The organism is Methylobacterium haplocladii (assembly GCF_007992175.1).
Lineage (GTDB): Bacteria > Pseudomonadota > Alphaproteobacteria > Rhizobiales > Beijerinckiaceae > Methylobacterium > Methylobacterium haplocladii.
Window position 1 is genome coordinate 219,610 of record NZ_BJZT01000005.1, and the last position, 19,491, is coordinate 239,100.

A 19,491-nucleotide genomic window follows, 5' to 3' on the forward strand; every position below is an offset into this window, starting at 1 on the left:
GCCTCCCGGTTCGCCGCGTGAGGGCATTAGCTGGTTCGTTTGCGGCGGAACCTGGGCCTTTTCGTCTCGGGCGCGTAACAATGTGTCGTGATTTGCCCCGTTGGGACGCCGAGGGAAGGGGCCACGCGCTTCACCGTTCCGGAACCGTAGTGCCGGACCCGTAAGGGCAGCAGCTGCGGAGACCGGCCCATGCGGGCATGCGGCTTGCAAACCCGGTCGTCGCCACGCTACCGCCTGCCCCGCTTCCCAACACCTCCATGCGAACCAACCGGCCTCGATGACCGAGACCAGCCTCACCGTCGCCGTGATCGATCCGAGCCGCGTGCGCGCCGCGATCCTCGAGGAGGGACTGCGCGCGGCCGGCGTCGGCACGGTCGTCGTCGTGGCGGACGGCCCCGACCTGCAGGCGCGGGTCGCGGCGCTGAAGCCCGACGTGGTGGTGGTGCATCTCGAGAGCCCGAGCCGGGACATCCTGGAGCAAATGTCGGGCATCGCCCGGCACGTGGAGCGCCCGGTGGCGATGTTCGTCGACCGCTCGGACGCCACCATGATGCAGGCGGCGGTGGATGCCGGCATCTCGGCCTACGTCGTCGACGGCCTGCGCACGGAACGGATCCGGCCGATCCTCGACATCGCGATCCTGCGCTTCAACGCCTTCGCCCGGCTCCAGCGCGAGTTGTTGGAGGCGAAGAGCGAACTCGCCGACCGCAAGGTCATCGACCGCGCCAAGGGCATCCTGATGAGCCGCAAGGGGCTGTCGGAGGAAGAATCCTACAAGCTGCTGCGCAAGCAGGCGATGAACGAGAAGCGCAAGATCATCGACATCGCCAAGGCCATCGTCACCGCGGCGGACCTGCTCGGATGAGGGTCGATCTCGGATACGTCCCCCTGACCGACGCCGCCCCGGTCCTCGCCGCGGCCGAGCTCGGCTTCGCGCGGGAGGAGGGGATCGACCTCGTGCTCTCGCCCGAGCCGTCCTGGGCGACGCTGCGCGACCGGCTGGCGCTCGGGCACCTCGACGCGGCGCACATGCTGGCGCCGCTGGCGCTGGCGACGCGGCTCGGCCTGTCCGGCCCGCAGGCGGATCTGGTGGCGCCGATGGCGCTGAACCTCAACGGCAACGCCATCACCCTGTCGCCGGCGCTCTGGGCGGCGATGGCGCCGGAGAGCGACGACCTCGATACGGTGGCCACCGCCTTCGCCCGGGTCGCCCGCGACCGGGCGGGGGAGGGCCGGCCGCTGACCCTCGCCACGGTCCATCCGTTCTCCTGCCACAGCTACCAGCTCAGGCTCTTCGCCGCGCGCGGCGGCCTCGACCTCGCGCAGTCCGTGCGCATCGTCGTGGTGCCCCCGCCCCAGACCGTCGAGGCGCTGGGCCGCGGCGAGATCGACGGAGTCTGCGTCGGTGCGCCCTGGAACAGCATCGCCGTCGCCGCCGGGCTCGGCCGCATCGCCGCGCTCGGCTGCGCCATCGTGCCCGACTGCCCGGAAAAGGTGCTGGCCGTGCACGCCTCGCAGGCCGAGGCGCTGGCGCCGCTGGTCGAGGCGGTGAATCGCGCCGGGATCTGGTGCGCCGACCCGGCCAATGTCGGCGAACTCGCCGAACTGCTCTCGGAGAGGGGCGGCCTCGGCCCCGACACCGACCTGATCCGGCGCTCCCTCACCGGCCATCTCGTCGTGGATTCCGCCGGCCTGCGCCATACCGATCCCGACTACCTGCGGCTCGGCGCCGAGGTGCACCGGCCGCGGCCCGAGCACGGGCTCTGGCTCGCCGAGCAGATGGCGGCCTCGGGCCAGATCGCGAACCCGGCCGAAGCCGCGGCTGCGGCGCGCGGCTTCTACCGCCCGGATCTGCTCAAAGCTTAGCCATTCGGCGGCGCCTGCCCCGCGCCGTGCGGACCAATGCGCCAGACGCCTCATTTTTGTGCAGCGCAACGGAGCGCGCGGCCGCATCGGCCGCTCCCTGGAAAATCCGGAAATCAGGTCGCCGCACCAACGGCTTGGAGGCGTTCCGGCCTGCTGGCACGGTTCGTGCAAACCACCCCGCATCCTGTCAACGGCGACGGGTACTCGCCGTCAGCAAGGCCGCTGATCCGGATCTTCCACCCGCGATGCACCATCGCGCGGACGATCTCGACCAGCGGCTTTTTTCGTTCTTTTTCCGCGTCTCGACGCGGCAGGGGCTTGGCAACGGAATGAATTTCGATCGAGGCAACACGCGTCGCGGGCTCCTCAAGGGAGCCGCCGCCACGCTGGCATTGACCGCCGCCGCCCGCGCGGCGCTCCCGGGCGGGGCCTTCGCGCAGGGGGCCGGGCCGGAGGTGAAGGGAGCCAAGCTCGGCTTCATCGCGCTGACCGATGCCGGGCCGCTCTTCGTGGCCAAGGAGAAGGGCTTCTTCGCCAAGCACGGCATGCCCGACGTCGAGGTGCTGAAGCAGGCGTCCTGGGGCACCACCCGCGACAACCTCGTCCTCGGCTCCGAGGGCAACGGCATCGACGGCGCGCACATCCTGACGCCGATGCCCTACCTGATCACCGCCGGCCGGGTGACGCAGAACAACGTCCCCGTCCCGATGCAGATCCTGGCGCGGCTCAACACCAACGGCCAGTGCATCTCGGTGGCCAAGGAGTACCTCGACCAGAAGGTCGCCCTCGACTCCAAGGTGTTCAAGGCGGCGATCGAGAAGAAGAAGGCCGCCGGCAAGTCGGTGAAGGCGGCGATGACCTTCCCCGGCGGCACCCACGACCTCTGGATCCGCTACTGGCTCGCCGCCGGCGGCATCGACCCCGACAAGGACATCGAGACCATCGTGGTCCCGCCCCCGCAGATGGTGGCGAACATGAAGGTCGGCACCATGGACTGCTTCTGCGTCGGCGAGCCGTGGAACGCACAGCTCGTGCAGCAGGGCCTCGGCTACTCGGCGCTGACCACCGGCGAGATCTGGAAGGACCACCCGGAGAAGGCCTTCGCCATGCGGGCCTCCTGGGTCGAGAAGTACCCGAACGCCGCCAAGGCCCTGACCATGGCCGTGCTCGAAGCGCAGATCTGGTGCGACAAGCCGGAGAACCGCGACGAGTTCGCGGCGATCGTCGCCAAGCGCCAGTGGATCAACATCCCCGTCGCCGACGTCGCCGGCCGGATGAAGGGCACCATCGATTACGGCGACGGCCGCGTCGTCGAGAACAGCCCCTTCGTGATGAAGTTCTTCGCCGACGACGCCTCCTATCCCTACCAGAGCCACGGCCTCTGGTTCCTCACCGAGGACATCCGCTGGGGCAAGTTCGACGCGCAGACCGACACCAAGGCGCTGATCGCCAAGGTGAACCGCGAGGACATCTGGCGCGAGGCGGCCAAGGCGCTCGGCGTCAGCGCGATCCCGACCTCCACGTCGCGCGGCAAGGAGACCTTCTTCGACGGCAAGGTCTTCGACCCGGCCGATCCGGCCGCCTACCTGGCCAGCCTCGGCATCAAGAAGGTGGCGTGATGGCATCCTCCTCCGCTCTCGCCCTCGGCACTGCCGGCCGCGACACGGCCTCAGTGAAGTCGCGCGGTCCGATCATCACGATGAAGGGCATCAAGGGCGTCGCCGCCCGCGTGATCCCGCCGCTCGTGGTGCTCGCCGTCTTCATGCTGCTCTGGGAGATGCTGTGCTCCTCCCCGACGGCCGGCCTGCCGCCGCCCTCGCGCGTCGTCACCGAGGCCTGGGACGTCATCGCCCACCCGTTCTACGACAATGGCGGCACCGACAAAGGGCTCTTCTGGCACCTCGCCGCGAGCCTCCAGCGCGTGGCGCTGGGCTTCTCGCTGGCCGTGATCGCCGGCGTGATGCTCGGCACCCTCGTCGGCCAGTCCGAATGGGCGATGCGCGGGCTCGACCCGATCTTCCAGGTGCTGCGGACCATCCCGCCTTTGGCCTGGCTGCCCCTCTCCCTCGCGGCGTTCCGCGACGGCCAGCCCTCGGCCATCTTCGTGATCTTCATCACCTCGATCTGGCCGATCATCATCAACACCGCCGTCGGCATCCGCAACATTCCGCAGGACTATCGCAACGTCTCGGCCGTGATCCGGCTGAACCCGATCGAGTTCTTCTGGAAGATCATGCTGCCCTCGGCGGCACCGTACATCTTCACCGGCCTTCGCATCGGCGTCGGCCTGTCTTGGCTCGCCATCGTCGCGGCCGAGATGCTGATCGGCGGCGTCGGGATCGGCTTCTTCATCTGGGACGCGTGGAACTCCTCGCACATCAGCGAGATCATCGTCGCCCTCGTCTATGTCGGGCTCATCGGCTTCGTCCTCGACCGGCTGGTGGCCGGCGTCGGCTCGCTCGTGACCCGCGGCACCAGCGCAGCCTGAGGGACATCAGCATGGCCCATCTCACCCTCTCCCAGGTCGGCATCAGCTTCACCCGCGGCGGCAAGACGTCGGAAGTGCTGCGCGAGGTCGACCTCACCATCGCCAAGGGCGAGTTCGTCTCGATCATCGGCCATTCGGGCTGCGGCAAGTCGACGGTGCTCAACATCGTCGCCGGCCTGCTCAAGGCCTCAACCGGCGGCGTGCTGCTCGACGGCAAGGAGGTCAACGCCCCCGGCCCAGACCGCGCCGTGGTCTTCCAGAACCACTCGCTGCTGCCGTGGCTCACGGTCCGCGAAAACGTCGCGCTCGCCGTCGACAAGGTTTTTCGCGGCCGGAAGAGCCGTGCCGAGCGCACGGAGTGGATCGAGCACAACCTTGCCCTCGTGAACATGATGCACGCCGCCGACAAGCGCCCGCCGGAGATCTCCGGCGGCATGAAGCAGCGCGTCGGCATCGCCCGTGCGCTCGCCATGGAGCCGAAGGTGCTCTTGATGGACGAGCCCTTCGGCGCCCTCGACGCGCTCACCCGCGCCCATCTCCAGGACTCGATCATGGAGATCCAGATGCGGCTGAAGAACACCGTCATCATGATCACCCACGACGTGGACGAGGCGGTGCTGCTCTCCGACCGCATCGTGATGATGACGAACGGACCCTCCGCCACCATCGGCGAGATCCTGACCGTGCCTCTGAAGCGCCCGCGCCGCCGGCTCGACCTCGTCGAGGACGCCACCTACGTGCATGCCCGCGCCGCCGTGCTGGAGTTCCTCTACGCCCGCCACGCCCAGCCCGCCGTCCTCGCCGCGTGAGTCCGGGAAGCGGCATGAGTACACAAGAAAAGCTCGTCGTCGTCGGAAACGGCATGGCCTCGCTCCGCTTCCTGGAGCGGCTGACGGAGCGTGCGCCGGGCCGGTTCGACATCACCGTCGTCGGTGCCGAGCCGGTGGCCGCCTACAACCGGGTGCTGCTGTCCTCGCTGCTGGGCGGCGAGGTCGACGAGGCCGCCTGCGGCTTCCGCGGGCTCGACTGGTACGCCGAGCACGGCATCCGCCTGATCACCGGCGCGCCGGTCACCGCCATCGACCGGGCCAAGGCCACGGTCCATGTCGGAGACACCTTCGTCACCGGCTACGACCACCTCGTGCTGGCAGTCGGCTCCCTGCCGATCCGCTTGCCGCTGCCCGGCGGCGACCTGCCCGGCGTCGTCACGTTTCGCGACTTCGCCGACGTCGCCGCCATCCGCAAGGCGGCCGTCGAGCATGCCAGGGCCATCGTCATCGGTGGCGGCCTGCTCGGGCTCGAAGCCGCCGTCGGGCTCGCCCGGCTCGGCGTCGACACCACCCTGCTCCACGTCATGGACCGGGTGATGGAGCGTCAGCTCGACCACAGCGCCGCCCGCCTCGTGAAGGCGGCGATGGAAGCACGCGGCGTCAGGATGCTGCTCTCGGCCGACACCGCCTGCATCGAGGGCGAGACCCGCGTCGAGCGCCTGTGCCTCAAGGACGGCACCGTGCTCACCGCCGACCTCGTCGTGATGTCGGTGGGCATCAAGCCCTCGACCGCACTCGCCGCGGCCTGCGGCCTGGCGATCGGCCGCGGTATCAAGGTCGACGACCGCATGACGACCTCCGATCCGCGCATCTTCGCGCTCGGCGAATGCGCGGAGCATCGCGGCATGGCCTACGGCCTCGTCGAGCCCGCCTACGAGCAGGCCGAGGTGCTGAGCCGCTGCCTGCTCGGCGAGGACGCCGCCTATGCCGGCACCTTGCTGGCGACGAGCCTGAAGGTCTCGGGCCTGCCGGTGTTCTCCGCCGGCATCGTCGACACGCCGGACGGGGCCGAGGCGATCGTGCTGCACGATGCCGCCGCCGGCCTCTACCGCAAGCTGACGATCCAGGACGGCCGCCTCGCCGGCGCGGTCTTCGTCGGCGACATCTCCGAGCAGGCCCGGTGCAAGGAGCTCATCCGCACCGGCGCCGCACTCACTGCCGACGACCGGGACGACCTGATGTTCGGGACGCCCGCTCCATCCCCCGCCAAGACATCCCTCGCAGCGTGAAGGACGCAAGGAATGGCTGACGACCTCGCCGCTCTGGACTTCGACGCCGAGCAGAAGCGCTACCTCGAAGGCTTCGCCTCGGGCATCGCCGCCGCCCGCATGACCGGCGGCCTCGCTCTGGGCGGCGCGGCCTCGGGGCCCCCGGCCGAGCCGACCGGGCCGGACGCGATCCATCTCAAGGCGCAGGACCGCACGATCAAGGACGGCGGCAAGCTCTGCGACCAGGAGAAGTGGAAGCGCGCCGAGAACCCGTTCGAGGGCCATAACCGCCTGATCGCCGAGGCCGCGACGGGCAAGGCGCCGAAGCCCGAGGACAATTTCCGCTGGCGCTACCACGGCCTGTTCTGGCTCGCGCCGAACAAGACCCACTACATGTGCCGGCTGCGCATCCCGAACGGCATCCTGCACCACTGGCAGTTCGCCGGCATCGCCGATCTCGCCGACGCTCACGGAAGCCCCTACGCCCATGTCACCACCCGCGCGAACCTGCAGGTCCGCGAGATCGCGCCCGAGCACGGCCAGCCCTTCCTCGACGGGTTGACCGATCTCGGACTGACGGCCCGCGGCTCGGGTGCCGACAACATCCGCAACGTCACCGGCTCGCCCACCGCCGGCATCGACGCACAGGAGATCCTGGACACGCGCCCGCTCGCCAAGTCCTGGCACAACTGGATCCTGAACGACCGCTCGCTCTACGGCCTGCCCCGCAAGTTCAACGTCGCCTTCGATGGCGGCGGCGTCATGCCGGTGCTGGAGGAGACCAACGACATCGGCTTCCAGGCGATCGAGGTGCTCGAGGGCGCGGGCGTCGCAGCCGGCGTCTGGATGCGCCTCGTGCTCGGCGGCATCTCCGGCCACAAGGACCTCGCCCGCGACACCGGCGTGGTGCTGAAGCCGGAGGAGTGCAACGCGGTGGCCGACGCGATCCTGCGCGTCTTCATCGAGCACGGCGACCGGACCAACCGCAACAAGAGCCGGATGAAGTACGTCCTCGACGCCTGGGGCTTCGAGAAGTACCTCGCCGCCGTCGAGGAGAAGCTCGGGCGCAAGCTCGACCGGGTCGATCCGGCCCATGTCGCGCCGCGCAAGGTCACGAACCGCTTCGCCCATGTCGGCGTGCATGCCCAAGTCCAACAGGGCCTGAACTGGATCGGCGTCGTCCTGCCCGTCGGCAAGATGACCACCGACCAGATGCGGGCGCTCGCCAAGATCTCGTCCGAGTGCGGCGACGGCCAGATCCGCATGACGGTCTGGCAGAACTTCATCTTCTCAGGGGTGCCGGACGCGAAGGTCGCCGAGGTCGAGAGCCGGGTCGTCGCGCTCGGCCTCACCACCGCGGCCTCCAGCATCCGCGCCGGCCTCGTCGCCTGCACGGGCATGAACGGCTGCAAGTTCGCCGCCGCCGACACCAAGGGCGACGCGATGATCATCGCCGCCCACGTCGAGCAGGCCGTGCCGGCCCTCGACGTGCCGGTGAACGTCCACCTCACCGGCTGCCACCATTCCTGCGCCCAGCACTACATCGGCGATATCGGCCTGATCGGGGCCAAGGTCCCCGTCGGCGAGGAGGGCGACACCGTCGAGGGCTACGACATCGTCGTCGGCGGCGGCTTCGCCGAGAATCCGAAGATCGGCACCGAGATCTGGAAGGCCGTGAAGGCCGCGGAGTGCCCGGGCCGCGTCGAGGCCCTGCTCAAGACCTACCTCGCCCTCCGCGACGGCAAGGACGAGAGCTTCCAGGCCTTCACGGCCCGCAAGGGGCCGGACGCCCTGCGCGACGCCGCCGAAGAGCAGCCTGCGCTGAAGGCCGCGGCGTGATGGCTTCGGTCCAACACCCACCGTCATTCCGGGGCCGCGCAGCGGAACCCGGAATCCACGACTGGACACATCCCGTCCGCACATCCTCGACGCGGCGCGCTGCCCAACGGAAGCCCGGAGCCCAGTGGTGGATTCCGGGTTCGCCTGCGGCGCCCCGGAATGACGGGGGAGGTGGGGGCATCGTAACCTCTAGGAATTCACTCTCTCATTTCACGGCCTGCGGCCGGAGCGCAGCATGACCCAGCACGTTTCCCCGCCCCTCGTCCTGATCCCCGAGACCGCGCCGTTCAACGCGGACCAGCGCTCCTGGCTGTCGGGTTACTTCGCGGCGCTGCTCGGACCCGCGGTGGAGGGCGCCACCGCCCTCGCGCCGGGGGAGGGGCCGGCAACCGGTCCGCGGCTGGCGGACAACGACGACGCCCCCTGGCACGACCCATCCATGCCGATCACCGACCGCATGGACATGGCCAAGGAGCGGCCCGAGCCCCAGAAGCTCATGGCGGCCATGGCCCAGCAGGATTGCGGGCAGTGCGGCTACAACTGCGCCGACTATGCCAACGCGATCTTCCTGAAGAAGGAGGAGCGCCTGAACCTCTGTCAGCCCGGCGGCAAGGAAACGCTCCGGATGCTGAAGAAGCTCGACGAGGAGTTCGGCGCCTCGGGCAGCGCGGTGCCCGCGAAGGCGGATGACGGCGATGCGCCGAAGGCGGCGGCTGATCTCGGCCCCCTCGGCTTCTGCCGCGAGAACCCGGTCGAAGCGCTGTTCCTGTCCCGCCGCCGCCTCAACGATCCGGGCGGCGAGAAGGAGACCTGGCACGTCGAGATCGACCTCACGGACACGCCGATCGAGTACGTCGTCGGCGACAGCCTCGGGCTGTTTCCCGCCAACGCCCCGGCTCTGGCCGACGCGGTCATCGCCGAACTCGGCGCGCGGCCCGAGCGCATGATCGGCGGCAAGACCCTGCGCGACCGCCTGCTCACCGACTATTCCCTCGGCGCGGCCCCGGACGGGCTCTACCAGCTGCTCTCGCTGCTGACCTCGGGACCGGCCCGCAAAAAGGCGCAGGCGCTCTCGGCCGGCGAGGACCCGGACGGCGACGCTGCCTATCTCGACGTCCTCGGCGCACTCCACAAGTTCCCCGGCGCCCGCCCCGACGCCGAGGTCTTTCTGGAGTCCCTCGATGAGCTGCAGCCGCGGCTCTATTCGATCTCGTCGAGCCCGAAGGCCGATGTCGGCAAGGTTTCGCTGACCGTGGATGCGGTCCGCTACAACCATCGCTCGCGCCTGCGGCTCGGCGTCGCCTCCACCCATCTCGGAGAGCGCATCCCCGAGAAGACAAAAGTGAAAATCTACCTGCAGAAGGCGCACGGCTTCGCGCTGCCGGAGGATTTGTCGAAGGACGTGATCATGTGCGGGCCGGGCACCGGCATCGCGCCGTTCCGCGCTTTCCTGCGCGAGCGCGCCGCGACCCAGGCGCCGGGCCGCAACTGGCTGTTCTACGGCCACCAGCGGCAGGCCTCGGACTTCTTCTACAAGGACGAGCTCAACGCCCTGAAGGACCAGAAGGTGCTCAACCGCCTCTCGCTCGCCTGGTCGCGCGACGGCAGCGAGAAGACCTACGTCCAGGACCGCATGCGCGAGAACGGCGCCGATCTCTGGAAGTGGTTCGAGGGCGGCGCGCACTTCTACGTCTGCGGCGATGCCAAGCGCATGGCCAAGGACGTCGAGCGCGCCATCATCGACGTCGCCGCCCAGCATGGCGGCAAGTCGCCGGACGAGGCGGTCGCCTATCTCGCGGGTCTGAAGAAGGCCGGGCGGTATCAGGCGGACGTGTACTGACACACGCGAAACCCTCCCCCCTCTGCGGGGGAGGGTGCCTGCGGAGCAGGCGGGAGAGGGGAGCGCCCTCTCCGGAACTGTCGCTCCCCTCTCCCGGCCCGCTTCGCGGGCCACCCTCTCCCGCGGAGGGAAGAGGGTTTCGCGGGCAGCGCGGCCCGACTTTTGCTGCCTCAAACAAAAAACCCGCCGAGGCTCACGCCATGACCGTGCCCGTGTCCGACGCCACCGTAAAAACCACCTGCCCGTATTGCGGCGTGGGCTGCGGCGTGCTGGCCAGCCCGGACGGGCAGGGGGGGGCCGGGATCGCGGGCGACACGGAACATCCGGCAAATTTCGGCCGTCTCTGCTCCAAGGGCTCGGCGCTCGGCGAGACGCTCGGGTTCGAGGACCGGCTGCTGCACCCGATCGTCGACGGGGCGCGCGTGACCTGGGAAGGCGCCCTCGGCGCCGTCGCCGGCGGCCTCAAGAGGATCGCGGAGCAGCATGGGCCGGATTCAGTCGCGTTCTACCTCTCAGGCCAGTTGCTGACGGAAGACTATTACGTCGCCAACAAGCTCGCGAAGGGTTTCCTGGGCACGCCCCATGTCGACACCAATTCGCGGCTCTGCATGTCGAGCGCGGTGGCCGCCCATCGCCGCGCCTTCGGCTCGGACACGGTGCCCGGCTGCTACGAGGATCTCGACGAGGCCGACCTGTTGGTGCTCGTCGGCTCGAACACCGCCTGGTGCCATCCGATCCTCTACCGCCGCATGGCCGACGCGAAGGCGAAGCGCGGCACCACGATCGTCACGATCGATCCCCGCCGCACCCAGACCGGCGAGGAGGCCGACCTGCATCTCGGGCTGAAGCCCGGCAGCGATACCGCCCTGTTCTCCGGTCTCCTCGTGCATCTGGCCGGGCAGGGCGCGGTCGACCGGGCCTACGTCGCCGAGCACACCGCCGGCTTCGATGCCGCGCTGGAACGCGCCCACACGATCGCCCCGACCATCGCCGCCACCGCCGCAGCGACGGGCCTGAGCGAGGCCGATATCGGCCGGTTCTTCGCGCTGTTCACCCGCACGCGCCGGGTCGTGACCTGCTTCAGCCAGGGCGTGAACCAGTCGGCCCAGGGCACCGACAAGGGCAACGCCATCATCAACTGCCACCTCGCGACGGGGCGGATCGGGCAGCCGGGCATGGGTCCGTTCTCGCTCACCGGCCAGCCCAACGCCATGGGCGGCCGCGAGGTCGGCGGCTTGGCCAACATGCTCGCCGCGCACATGCATTTCGACAACCACGAGGTCGACAAGGTCCGCCGCTTCTGGAACGCGCCGAACATCATCACCGGCGAGGGCATGAAGGCGGTGGCGATGTTCGAGGCCATCGCCCGCGGCAAGATCAAGGCGCTCTGGGTGATGGGCACCAACCCCCTCGTGTCGATGCCGCGCGCCGACGCGATCCGCGAGGCGATCGCCGGGCTCGACCTCTACGTCGTCTCCGAGGTGCTCGCCACGAGCGACACCGCCCGCGCGACGGCCAGAAAAACCGTGCTGCTGCCGGCGCTGGCCTGGGGCGAGAAGGACGGAACCGTCACCAATTCCGAGCGCCGCATCTCGCGCCAGCGCCGGTTCCTGAAGGCCCCCGGCGAGGCCCGGGCCGACTGGGCGATCATGAGCGACGTCGCCAAGCGCCTCGGGCACGGCCGATCCTTCGCCTACACCTCCGCCGCGCAGATCTTTCGCGAGCACGCCGCGCTCTCGGCCTTCGAGAACGAGGGCACCCGCGACTTCGACATCGGCGGCCTCGCCGACCTCAGCGACCGCGCCTACGACGCGGCGGCTCCGGTGCAATGGCCGCTGACGAAGCGCGGGCCGGATCCGCGAAAAGGCCGGGCGCGGATGTTCGCGGACGGGCGGTTCTACACCTTCGACAGACGGGCCCGCTTCGTCGCGGTGCAGCCGCCGGCCCTGGCCCGGCCAGCGACCGCGGAGCATCCGCTGATCCTCAACACCGGCCGGGTGCGCGACCACTGGCACACCATGACGCGGACCGGAAAGAGCCAGCGCCTCTCGGCCCACCGCGCCGTGCCGTTCGTGGAAATCCATCCCGACGACGCCGCGTGCTACGGGCTGACCGAAGGCGGGTTCGCTCGGGTGACGACGGCGCATGCCGACGCGATCCTGGAAGTCGCGGTCAGCGACGGCGTGCGGCCGGGCAACATCTTCGCGCCGATGCACTGGAGCGACATGACCGCCTCGAACGGCCGCGTGGTGGCCCTCGTGCGCGGCGTTCCGGATCCCGTCTCCGGCCAACCCGAGTTGAAGGCGACGCCGGCCGCGGTCGAGCCCGTCGCCTATCGCTCCCGCGGCTACCTGCTGACCCGCTCGGCGCTGCCGGCCCCCACGGGCTGGTGGTGGACCCGCGCGACCGTCCAGGGCGGCTCCGGGCTGATCTTCGCCACCCAGGACGGTTCGCGAGAGGTGGCGCTCGCGCTGCGCGGCCTGTTTCCCGCGCACGAACTCGCCGAATATTCCGACCATGCGCGGGGCCTCTACCGGCTCGCGGCCTATCGCGAGGGCCGGCTCATGGCCTGCCTCGCCGTGGAGACCGGCGAGCGGCGCCCGGATTGGGAACTCGCCAAGCAGGTCTTCGCCGCGCCGGAGATCGAGGTGGCCGACCGGCGCAGCCTGCTCTCGGGCCGGACCCAGACGGCCTCGGTTGGGCCCGTGATCTGCGCCTGCCACGGCGTCGGCCTCGACGTCATCACCGCGACGATCGCCGCCGGCGCCGGCTCGGTCGAACAGGTCGGCGCGGCCTGCAAGGCCGGAACGAATTGCGGCTCGTGCATCCCAGAGATCCGCAAGCTGCTCGCCCCGGCGCTTGCGCGCGACGCCGCGTGAGGTCAGGTTTCGTCGCGAGATCTATCCAAGTCTCGCCCTCACCCTGAGGTGCCCGCGCCAGCGGGCCTCGGAGGGTCTTCCAGAAGCCATGCGCGAACTGGAGGCCCTTCCAGGCCGCCGCTTCGCGCCGGTACCTCAGGGTGAGGGCGAGAAGGGGATAGACCGAATTCGTTCGACCGCCGGAACTCGATCGTGTGTCACAGGCCATGAGCACGCCCCGCCAACCCCGCGAAACCCGCTCCGCCGGCCTCGAGCCGCTGGCGGTGCTGCCCGTGTTCGTGCCGCTGCAGGGCAAGCGCGCGGTGCTCGCCGGCTCGAACGGCGGCGCGCCCTGGAAGGTGAAGCTCCTCGCCGCCGCCGGGGCCAACGTCGACGTCTACGCCCCCGAGCCGAGCGAGGAACTGCTCGCCGTGCCGGGCGACATCGCCGCCGGCTCCGTCACCCTGCATCACCGCGAATGGACGCCGGCCGACCTGACGGGTGCCGCCTTCGCCATCGGCGCAATGGAGGACGAGGACGACTGCGTCCGTTTCGTCTCCGAGGCGCGAAAGGCAGGGGCCATCGTCAACGCCGTCGACCGGCCGCATCTCTGCGACGTGAAGTTCGGCGCCATCGTCAACCGTTCGCCCCTGGTGGTGGGCATCTCGACCGAGGGCGCCGCCCCCGTCTTCGGCCAGACCGTGCGCGCCCGCATCGAGGCGATGCTGCCGCGCGGGTTCGCCCGCTGGGTCGGCGCGGCGCGCGACTGGCGCGAGGCCGTGACCGGCCGCTTCCACGGCTTCTCCGAGCGCCGCGGCTTCTGGGAGCGCTTTACGGACCGTGCTTTCGCGGAGCCGGATCGGGCACCGACCGAGAGAGACCTCGAAGAACTTCTCGGACAGGCCGAGGCGGCACCGAAGGGCGGCGCGGTGACCCTCGTCGGCGCCGGGCCGGGCGACGCCGAGCTGCTGACCCTCAAGGCGCTCCGGGCGCTGCGCAACGCCGACGTCATCCTCTACGACGACCTCGTCGCCCCCGAGATCCTCGACTACGCGCGCCGCGAGGCCCGGACCATGCTGGTGGGCAAGACCGGGCACGGCCCGTCCTGCCGCCAGGACGACATCAACGCGCTGATGGTCTCGCTCGCCAAGTCCGGCAAGCAGGTGGTGCGGCTGAAATCCGGCGACCCGCTCGTCTTCGGCCGGGCCGGCGAGGAGATCGAGGCCTGCCGGCTCGCCGGGATCCCCTGCGCCGTGGTTCCCGGCGTCACCGCAGCGCAAGGCGCGGCCGCCTCGCTCGGCGTCTCGCTGACCCACCGCGACGCGGCGCGGCGCCTGCAATACGTCACCGGCCACGACCGCCGCGGGGCGTTGCCGGAGGACCTGAACTGGGGCGCGCTCGCCGATCCGAGCGTCACCACCGTGGTCTATATGCCCAAGCGCACCCTCGGCGTGCTGCTGGAGCGCGCCATCGCCGAAGGGCTCGCACCGGCGACGCCCGCACTCGTGGTGTTCAACGCGACCCGGCCCGAACAGGCCACCGTCACCGGCACGGCGTCGGATCTCGCCGCACGGATCGAGGCGGCCGGGCTCGAAGGACCGGCGATCCTGATGGTGGGCGAGGCCCTCGGGCGCCGCGAGGCCGGGGTGAGCGTCGAGAGCGGGCAGGACCGGCTGGCGATCTGAGCTCGTCCAGGCGAGGGGGCGACCGGACGCATGGGGCAGGCCTTGGCGTCCCGGCGCCGCGCCGGGTAGAGGTGCGTCCCCGCATCCGGACCCGCCATGATCGCCAAGCCCCGCGCCTTCCTGATCCTGCTCGCCTTCGCCGCCGGCCTGGTGGCGCTTTCGGCCGCGGCGATGATGTATCTGGCACCGAAGAACGATCAGGCCGTGAGGAGCGCCGTCGGCGGCCCGTTCACGCTGGTGAACCAGGACGGCAAGACGGTCACCGAACGCGATTTCGCCGGTGCGACGCATCTCGTCTTCTTCGGCTTCACCCATTGCCCGGACGTCTGCCCGACGACGCTGCAGCAGATCACCGATGTGCTCGCCGCGCTCGGCCCGAAGGCGGACAGGCTCAAGGTCGCCTTCGTCACCGTCGATCCGGAGCGCGACACGCCGGAGGTGCTCAAGACCTACCTGTCGAGCTTCGATTCGCGCATCACGGGTCTGACCGGCACGCCGGAACAGGTCGCGGCGACGGTGAAGGCCTATCGCGGCTATGCCCGCAAGGTCGAAGGCAAGGACGGCGACTACGTCATGGAGCACACGGCGCTGGTCTACGTGGTGGACGGCCGCAACGACTTCGTCAGCGCGCTCAACCTGCAGCGGCCGCCGCAGGACACGGCCAAGGAACTGGCTAATCGGATCTGACGTCGGGCGGCCGTCGCCGCTTCAGGTGCAGCGCCCCGCTGCGGGAGGTGCGCGACAGGCCGTGCTCGGTCTTGTTCCAGCGGTGGGGATGCCGGGCGAGTTCGAACACCGCCATCCAGGCGGCGATGCTGACGAGCGCGAAATAGAACGGCATCAGGGCGGTGAAGACCAGGAGGTCGGTCCAGCCGCGCCGAAGGCAGCCGACGGCCGCCGGAAGCCACATGGCGGCGAAGCCCGCGGCCAGGACGACGAGCGCGCCGGCATTCGTGAGATGCCCGATCAATCCGGCATCGGGCTTCGAGGCCGGCAAGGCCCACGCGATTCCGAGCCAGATCGTCAGGAGCGGGTAGAGCAGGGCCGAGACGACGGTGCCGGGCAACAGGACGACGGCGCACAACGCCTCGGCGAGCCCGAGCCTCCGGACCGCTTCGCGCGGACGTCGGCCGTGGGTGAAGCTCGTCTGCAGGAAGCCCTTGAGCCAGCGGGTCCGCTGCCGCAGCCAGGCCCGCAGGGTCTTGGGAGCCGCCTCGAAGGTCGGGCTCGGCAGGTCGCCGACGCGATAGCCGGCCAGCGCCAGCCGGATGCCGAGATCGGCATCCTCGGTGACGTTCCACGAATCCCAGCCGTGAAGCTCCCGCAGCACCCGCGTGCGGAAATGCGTCGAGGTTCCGCCCAGCGGCATCGGCATCCGCCACGCCGCCAAGGCGGGCAGCAGCACGTCGAAGAGGCCGGCATACTCGATCGCGAACAGCCGGGTCAGCCAGCTCTCGGCGCAGTTGTCGATGACGAGGCGGCCCTGCAGGCAGGCGGTCGAAGCCGGTTCGCGCGCAAACCGGTACGCCGCCTCGCGGAGCTGGCCGGGATCGACCTGATCCTCCGCGTCGTAGACGACGAGGAGGTCTCCGCGCGCCAGCGGCAAGCCGACGTTGAGCGCCCGCGGCTTCGTTCGCGGCGATCCCGGCGGCACGACGACGACTTCGAAGCGGGCCGGCAACGCCGCCGCATCGAGCGCTGCGGCGGTCGCGTCGTCGTCGGCTTCGATCAGGATCTTGATGTCGAGCTTGGCCTCCGGGTAGTCGCGGTATTATGCAGCAATCTCACCCAAAAGCGTTGACGTGAACGCTAGGGCTATTGGCCTTATGAGGCAACTAAACCAAAGCGATCAGGCTACTGAGCGCTGGAAAGCATGACGAAAAACACGAACGACGTCGCCCCGTGAGCGAGATGGGGCGCCCGCTTGCGCTTCGGGTTGTGCGGTGGCAGCAGTCTGCCATGAAGATCGTCAGCCTTGGCCTGTTCTGCCTAGCCCGTCGAATGATCGATGCCGTTGGCGTTCCGCCAGAACGCTATCCGTTCGATGATGCCTTCACAACGTTGCCAATCGTAAACCACTGCTTGGAAGACAATTTTGCTGATTTCTTAGATTTCGACCGCTTGCTGCCCTGTATGAACGACAACAGTTGGACGCCCGAAGTCTTCAGGCAACGATACAATGCTGGGCCGGTCTATGCGCATCACGATATGCGCACCGAAGAAAATCGTTCGAAGTTTGTCAGGCGCTCGAATCGGTTTCTCGGCCTGGACGCCTCAACCCTTCTCGTTGTGATGGGTGATGCGCCTGCTATTCTCAATGGCGAGCTACAGAGGCTTCGGGCGAACGCGACACGGTTGTTCGGCGACGCCAAGATCCTCGCAATCGCCTTTGGCGATGGCGCAGACTGGGCCTGCGATGGCGTCGAGATCGCTCGGGTCTATCCGACCGCGCCTACCCAAGATGGCCTGACGTTTCCGAACCAAGCCGACACAGACGAAGTTGTAGGGCGGATACGGGACGCGGCGGGGCGCCCTCGCGCCTAGGCCGGCAGGGCTGAGAGTTGAGCGGGGACCTGCCGAGCTTCTACCCGGCTCGGGAACCGTCCCTAAAAGCGTTGAGGAGGATGTAAATGCCAATCAGACCTGGACAACCTCCGGTTGTTCAGGGCCATATTGAACGAAGAGTGCGGGCTCGGTCTCGTCTTCGTCTACGCCGGCAAAACTGTTAGCAACCCGTTCTTTCCAAAGGAGATCCCACGCAGCCATGTGCTGATCCTGGGCTGCGAGCGTTTCGCGGATTGACTCCTCGATTGCAACCAATGCACCTCTGTGTTGCGTGTCGCGGCTATGCATGGTCCATCCTCAGGCCATCGCTTGATAGCAAAACAAGAACGAACCGTGAAGTCGATGGTTGCAAAAATTCCGTTAATCCGGACCCCCGAGCTGTTCATCGGATTTGTTGCCCCAATTGGCGCGGACGTAAAAGGGTGCATCGCCGACTTCCGAAAGTGCTTTGAGGAACTCAAGTATAATGTTGAAGAAATCAAGGCGACAGATGTATTTGATAGTTTGAAAGATATTATAACGCCTGACATTGCCCTCGATAAAACGAGTCAATATAAAAGATACAATTCATATATTAAATATGGAAACAAGCTAAGAGCCGAGTTTGGAGACAATGCCTTTCTCGCCGCTATCGCTATAGGCAAAATTATAAAACTTCGGCAGCAAAATATCAGTATCGGTAAATGCACGCCTTTTGAAAAAACCGTATATCTCATACATCAGTTTAAGCGCAAAGAAGAAATTAGCCTACTAAGATCCGTTTATGGACGCTTATTCTATCAGGTGTCGCTTTACTCTCGACGCGGAGCACGAGTTGACAATCTCGCAACGATTTTTGCCAGCGACGAGGGATCCGCGAATATAAATGAATTTAAAGCCCAAGCAGAAAGCATTATACAGATCGATGAAGACGAGAAAAATACTGATCACGGTCAGCGCGTATCTAAAGTTTTTAGTGACGGAGATTTAATTATTAGTGACGACGTCCAAACGCCATCCACATACACTCAAGCAAAACGCTTTTGTGAACTACTGTTTGGAGCAAATTTTATATCTCCAAACAAAAACGAATACGGCATGTTTATAGCAAAGGCGGCTGCTCTCAGGACGCTTGATTTGTCAAGGCAGGTTGGGGCTGCCATATTTTCTTGCGAAGGCGAAATCGTATCTATCGGTTCCAATGAGGTGCCGAAAGGAACGGGCGGCACATATTGGTGTGACGATGATTTTGACGACCGCGAGTATCTTAGAAAACAGGATTCCAATGACAAGAGAAAAAAAGAAATACTTTCAGAAATAGCAAATATCTTTGACCAGAAATTAGAAGACATACTTTCGTCCCAAAAAATACAAGACTCACAATTTATGGATGCTCTGGAGTATGGGCGAATTGTTCATGCTGAAATGTCCGCAATATCTGATGCAGCTCGACTCGGGCATCCGACGAAAGGCAGCTCATTGTATTGCACAACCTTCCCTTGCCACATGTGTGCTAAACATATTGTAGCCGCCGGTATAAAAAAGGTAATATTTTTAGAGCCATATCCAAAAAGTCTTGTAACAAAATTACATAGTGACTCTATCTTGGTAGAAGGTAGCGATAGAGGAAAATATAAAGATTTTCCTTCTGCGGAATTTGAACATTTTTTTGGAATATCTCCCCGCAGATACAGAGAACTGTTTGAGCGGGGTAGCAGAAAAAATGCAGACGGGTCCTTCAAGGAATGGATCTTTAATCCTCCGCGCCCAAATCTAAGTATTACAACGCCATACTATAGTCAAGACGAGACAAAAATATTTGCGGACGTAATTGCTACTTATATGAGACTGAAAAACCTTCCCCCTGATATTCTTGACCCTAAACCGCTATCCCAAGCTAATCCCGCAGTTTCCACAACCGGACGTTCGAGCGCCAGCCAGCGTCGGAAATCCGTCCCTGCTGACAAGCCCGTGAGAGGTTCTGAATAAGCCGATATGCTACGGCCTTGCGCAGCATCATGTCCCTGTCGTCCCACCCCTTCATGCGGATGACGGCCAGCGCAATCTCTCGCGTGGTGAGGGGCTTCCCCGCTTCCTCTAGGGCTCGCTTGCAGAGCTTGAACATCTCCCCGTAGGCGAACAGCCGGTTGAGATGGGCGTATGCCGGGAAACGCGTCTGTGTGCCCGGAGACAAGTCATAGAGCGACAGAACGGCAGTGAGGCTCGACAGGTCGCGCTCGGCCGCGTCGAGCTGCCGGCGTAGTTCCGCAATGTGTGCCTCAACCTGATCCCGCTTGGCGCGGAGCGTGGTGACGACCTGGGGAAGCGCCATC

15 protein-coding genes and 1 pseudogene are annotated in these 19,491 nt (G+C 66.9%); 13 read left to right on the forward strand and 3 right to left on the reverse strand.

Annotation, left to right across the window (positions count from 1 at the left end):
* The first annotated feature begins 277 nt into the window (after positions 1-277).
* The 11 genes from MHA02_RS03210 (at position 278) to MHA02_RS03260 (ending at position 15,301) form a co-directional block, all read left to right on the forward strand.
* Entirely contained in the window at positions 278-865 is a 588-nt protein-coding gene (locus MHA02_RS03210) for an ANTAR domain-containing response regulator (RefSeq protein WP_147076518.1), read from the forward strand.
* Complete coding sequence (locus tag MHA02_RS03215; RefSeq protein WP_147076519.1) at positions 862-1,866, forward strand: CmpA/NrtA family ABC transporter substrate-binding protein; 1,005 nt, start codon at positions 862-864, stop codon at positions 1,864-1,866. The genes MHA02_RS03210 and MHA02_RS03215 overlap by 4 nt, the downstream gene beginning before the upstream one ends.
* 329 nt (positions 1,867-2,195) lie before the next feature.
* The gene (locus MHA02_RS03220; RefSeq protein ID WP_147076591.1) at positions 2,196-3,485 is read left to right on the forward strand and encodes a CmpA/NrtA family ABC transporter substrate-binding protein; all 1,290 of its coding nucleotides are present in this window, start codon (positions 2,196-2,198) and stop codon (positions 3,483-3,485) included.
* A complete protein-coding gene (gene ntrB, locus MHA02_RS03225; protein WP_147076520.1) occupies positions 3,485-4,354 on the forward strand; it encodes a nitrate ABC transporter permease in 870 nt (289 codons plus the stop codon). Before MHA02_RS03220 ends, ntrB begins: the two co-directional genes overlap by 1 nt.
* Before the next feature lie 11 nt (positions 4,355-4,365).
* Complete coding sequence (locus MHA02_RS03230; RefSeq protein WP_147076521.1) at positions 4,366-5,163, forward strand: ABC transporter ATP-binding protein; 798 nt, start codon at positions 4,366-4,368, stop codon at positions 5,161-5,163.
* Between the two features lie 14 nt (positions 5,164-5,177).
* Positions 5,178-6,413, forward strand: coding sequence for an NAD(P)/FAD-dependent oxidoreductase (locus MHA02_RS03235; RefSeq protein ID WP_147076522.1), 1,236 nt, complete (start codon positions 5,178-5,180; stop codon positions 6,411-6,413).
* A gap of 12 nt (positions 6,414-6,425) precedes the next feature.
* Positions 6,426-8,231 carry a NirA family protein gene (locus tag MHA02_RS03240; protein ID WP_147076523.1) on the forward strand — a complete coding sequence of 602 codons (1,806 nt, stop codon included), beginning with the start codon at positions 6,426-6,428 and terminating at the stop codon, positions 8,229-8,231.
* Positions 8,232-8,466: 235 nt separating this feature from the next.
* Complete coding sequence (locus MHA02_RS03245; RefSeq protein ID WP_147076524.1) at positions 8,467-10,071, forward strand: sulfite reductase subunit alpha; 1,605 nt, start codon at positions 8,467-8,469, stop codon at positions 10,069-10,071.
* A 200-nt stretch (positions 10,072-10,271) separates the two neighbouring features.
* The gene (locus MHA02_RS03250; protein ID WP_147076525.1) at positions 10,272-12,950 is read left to right on the forward strand and encodes a nitrate reductase; all 2,679 of its coding nucleotides are present in this window, start codon (positions 10,272-10,274) and stop codon (positions 12,948-12,950) included.
* 206 nt (positions 12,951-13,156) lie between these two features.
* Positions 13,157-14,614, forward strand: a complete 1,458-nt coding sequence (cysG, locus tag MHA02_RS03255; RefSeq protein WP_147076526.1) for a siroheme synthase CysG — start codon at positions 13,157-13,159, stop codon at positions 14,612-14,614.
* Between the two features lie 96 nt (positions 14,615-14,710).
* Positions 14,711-15,301 carry an SCO family protein gene (locus tag MHA02_RS03260; RefSeq protein ID WP_147076527.1) on the forward strand — a complete coding sequence of 197 codons (591 nt, stop codon included), beginning with the start codon at positions 14,711-14,713 and terminating at the stop codon, positions 15,299-15,301.
* Here the strand turns inward: MHA02_RS03260 and MHA02_RS03265 are convergent.
* Positions 15,288-16,379, reverse strand: a pseudogene (locus MHA02_RS03265) (glycosyltransferase family 2 protein); the annotation flags it as partial. The gene MHA02_RS03260 and the pseudogene MHA02_RS03265 sit on opposite strands and share 14 nt — an antisense overlap.
* A gap of 194 nt (positions 16,380-16,573) precedes the next feature.
* On the opposite strand from MHA02_RS03265, the gene MHA02_RS03270 reads away from it, so the two are divergent.
* Positions 16,574-17,158: a DUF1796 family putative cysteine peptidase gene (locus MHA02_RS03270; RefSeq protein WP_170248994.1), complete on the forward strand. Its 585-nt coding sequence runs from the start codon at positions 16,574-16,576 to the stop codon at positions 17,156-17,158.
* Positions 17,159-17,251: 93 nt separating this feature from the next.
* Here the strand turns inward: MHA02_RS03270 and MHA02_RS03275 are convergent, their stop codons facing one another.
* Positions 17,252-17,467, reverse strand: a complete 216-nt coding sequence (locus MHA02_RS03275; protein ID WP_147076530.1) for a hypothetical protein — start codon at positions 17,465-17,467, stop codon at positions 17,252-17,254.
* A gap of 54 nt (positions 17,468-17,521) precedes the next feature.
* Between MHA02_RS03275 and MHA02_RS03280 the strand changes: the two genes are divergently transcribed.
* On the forward strand, positions 17,522-19,147 hold the full coding sequence (locus tag MHA02_RS03280; RefSeq protein WP_238180336.1) for an anti-phage dCTP deaminase: 1,626 nt from the start codon (positions 17,522-17,524) through the stop codon (positions 19,145-19,147).
* Here the strand turns inward: MHA02_RS03280 and MHA02_RS03285 are convergent.
* Positions 19,056-19,490: a hypothetical protein gene (locus MHA02_RS03285; RefSeq protein WP_147076532.1), complete on the reverse strand. Its 435-nt coding sequence runs from the start codon at positions 19,488-19,490 to the stop codon at positions 19,056-19,058. The genes MHA02_RS03280 and MHA02_RS03285 overlap by 92 nt on opposite strands.
* Position 19,491 lies beyond the last annotated feature (1 nt).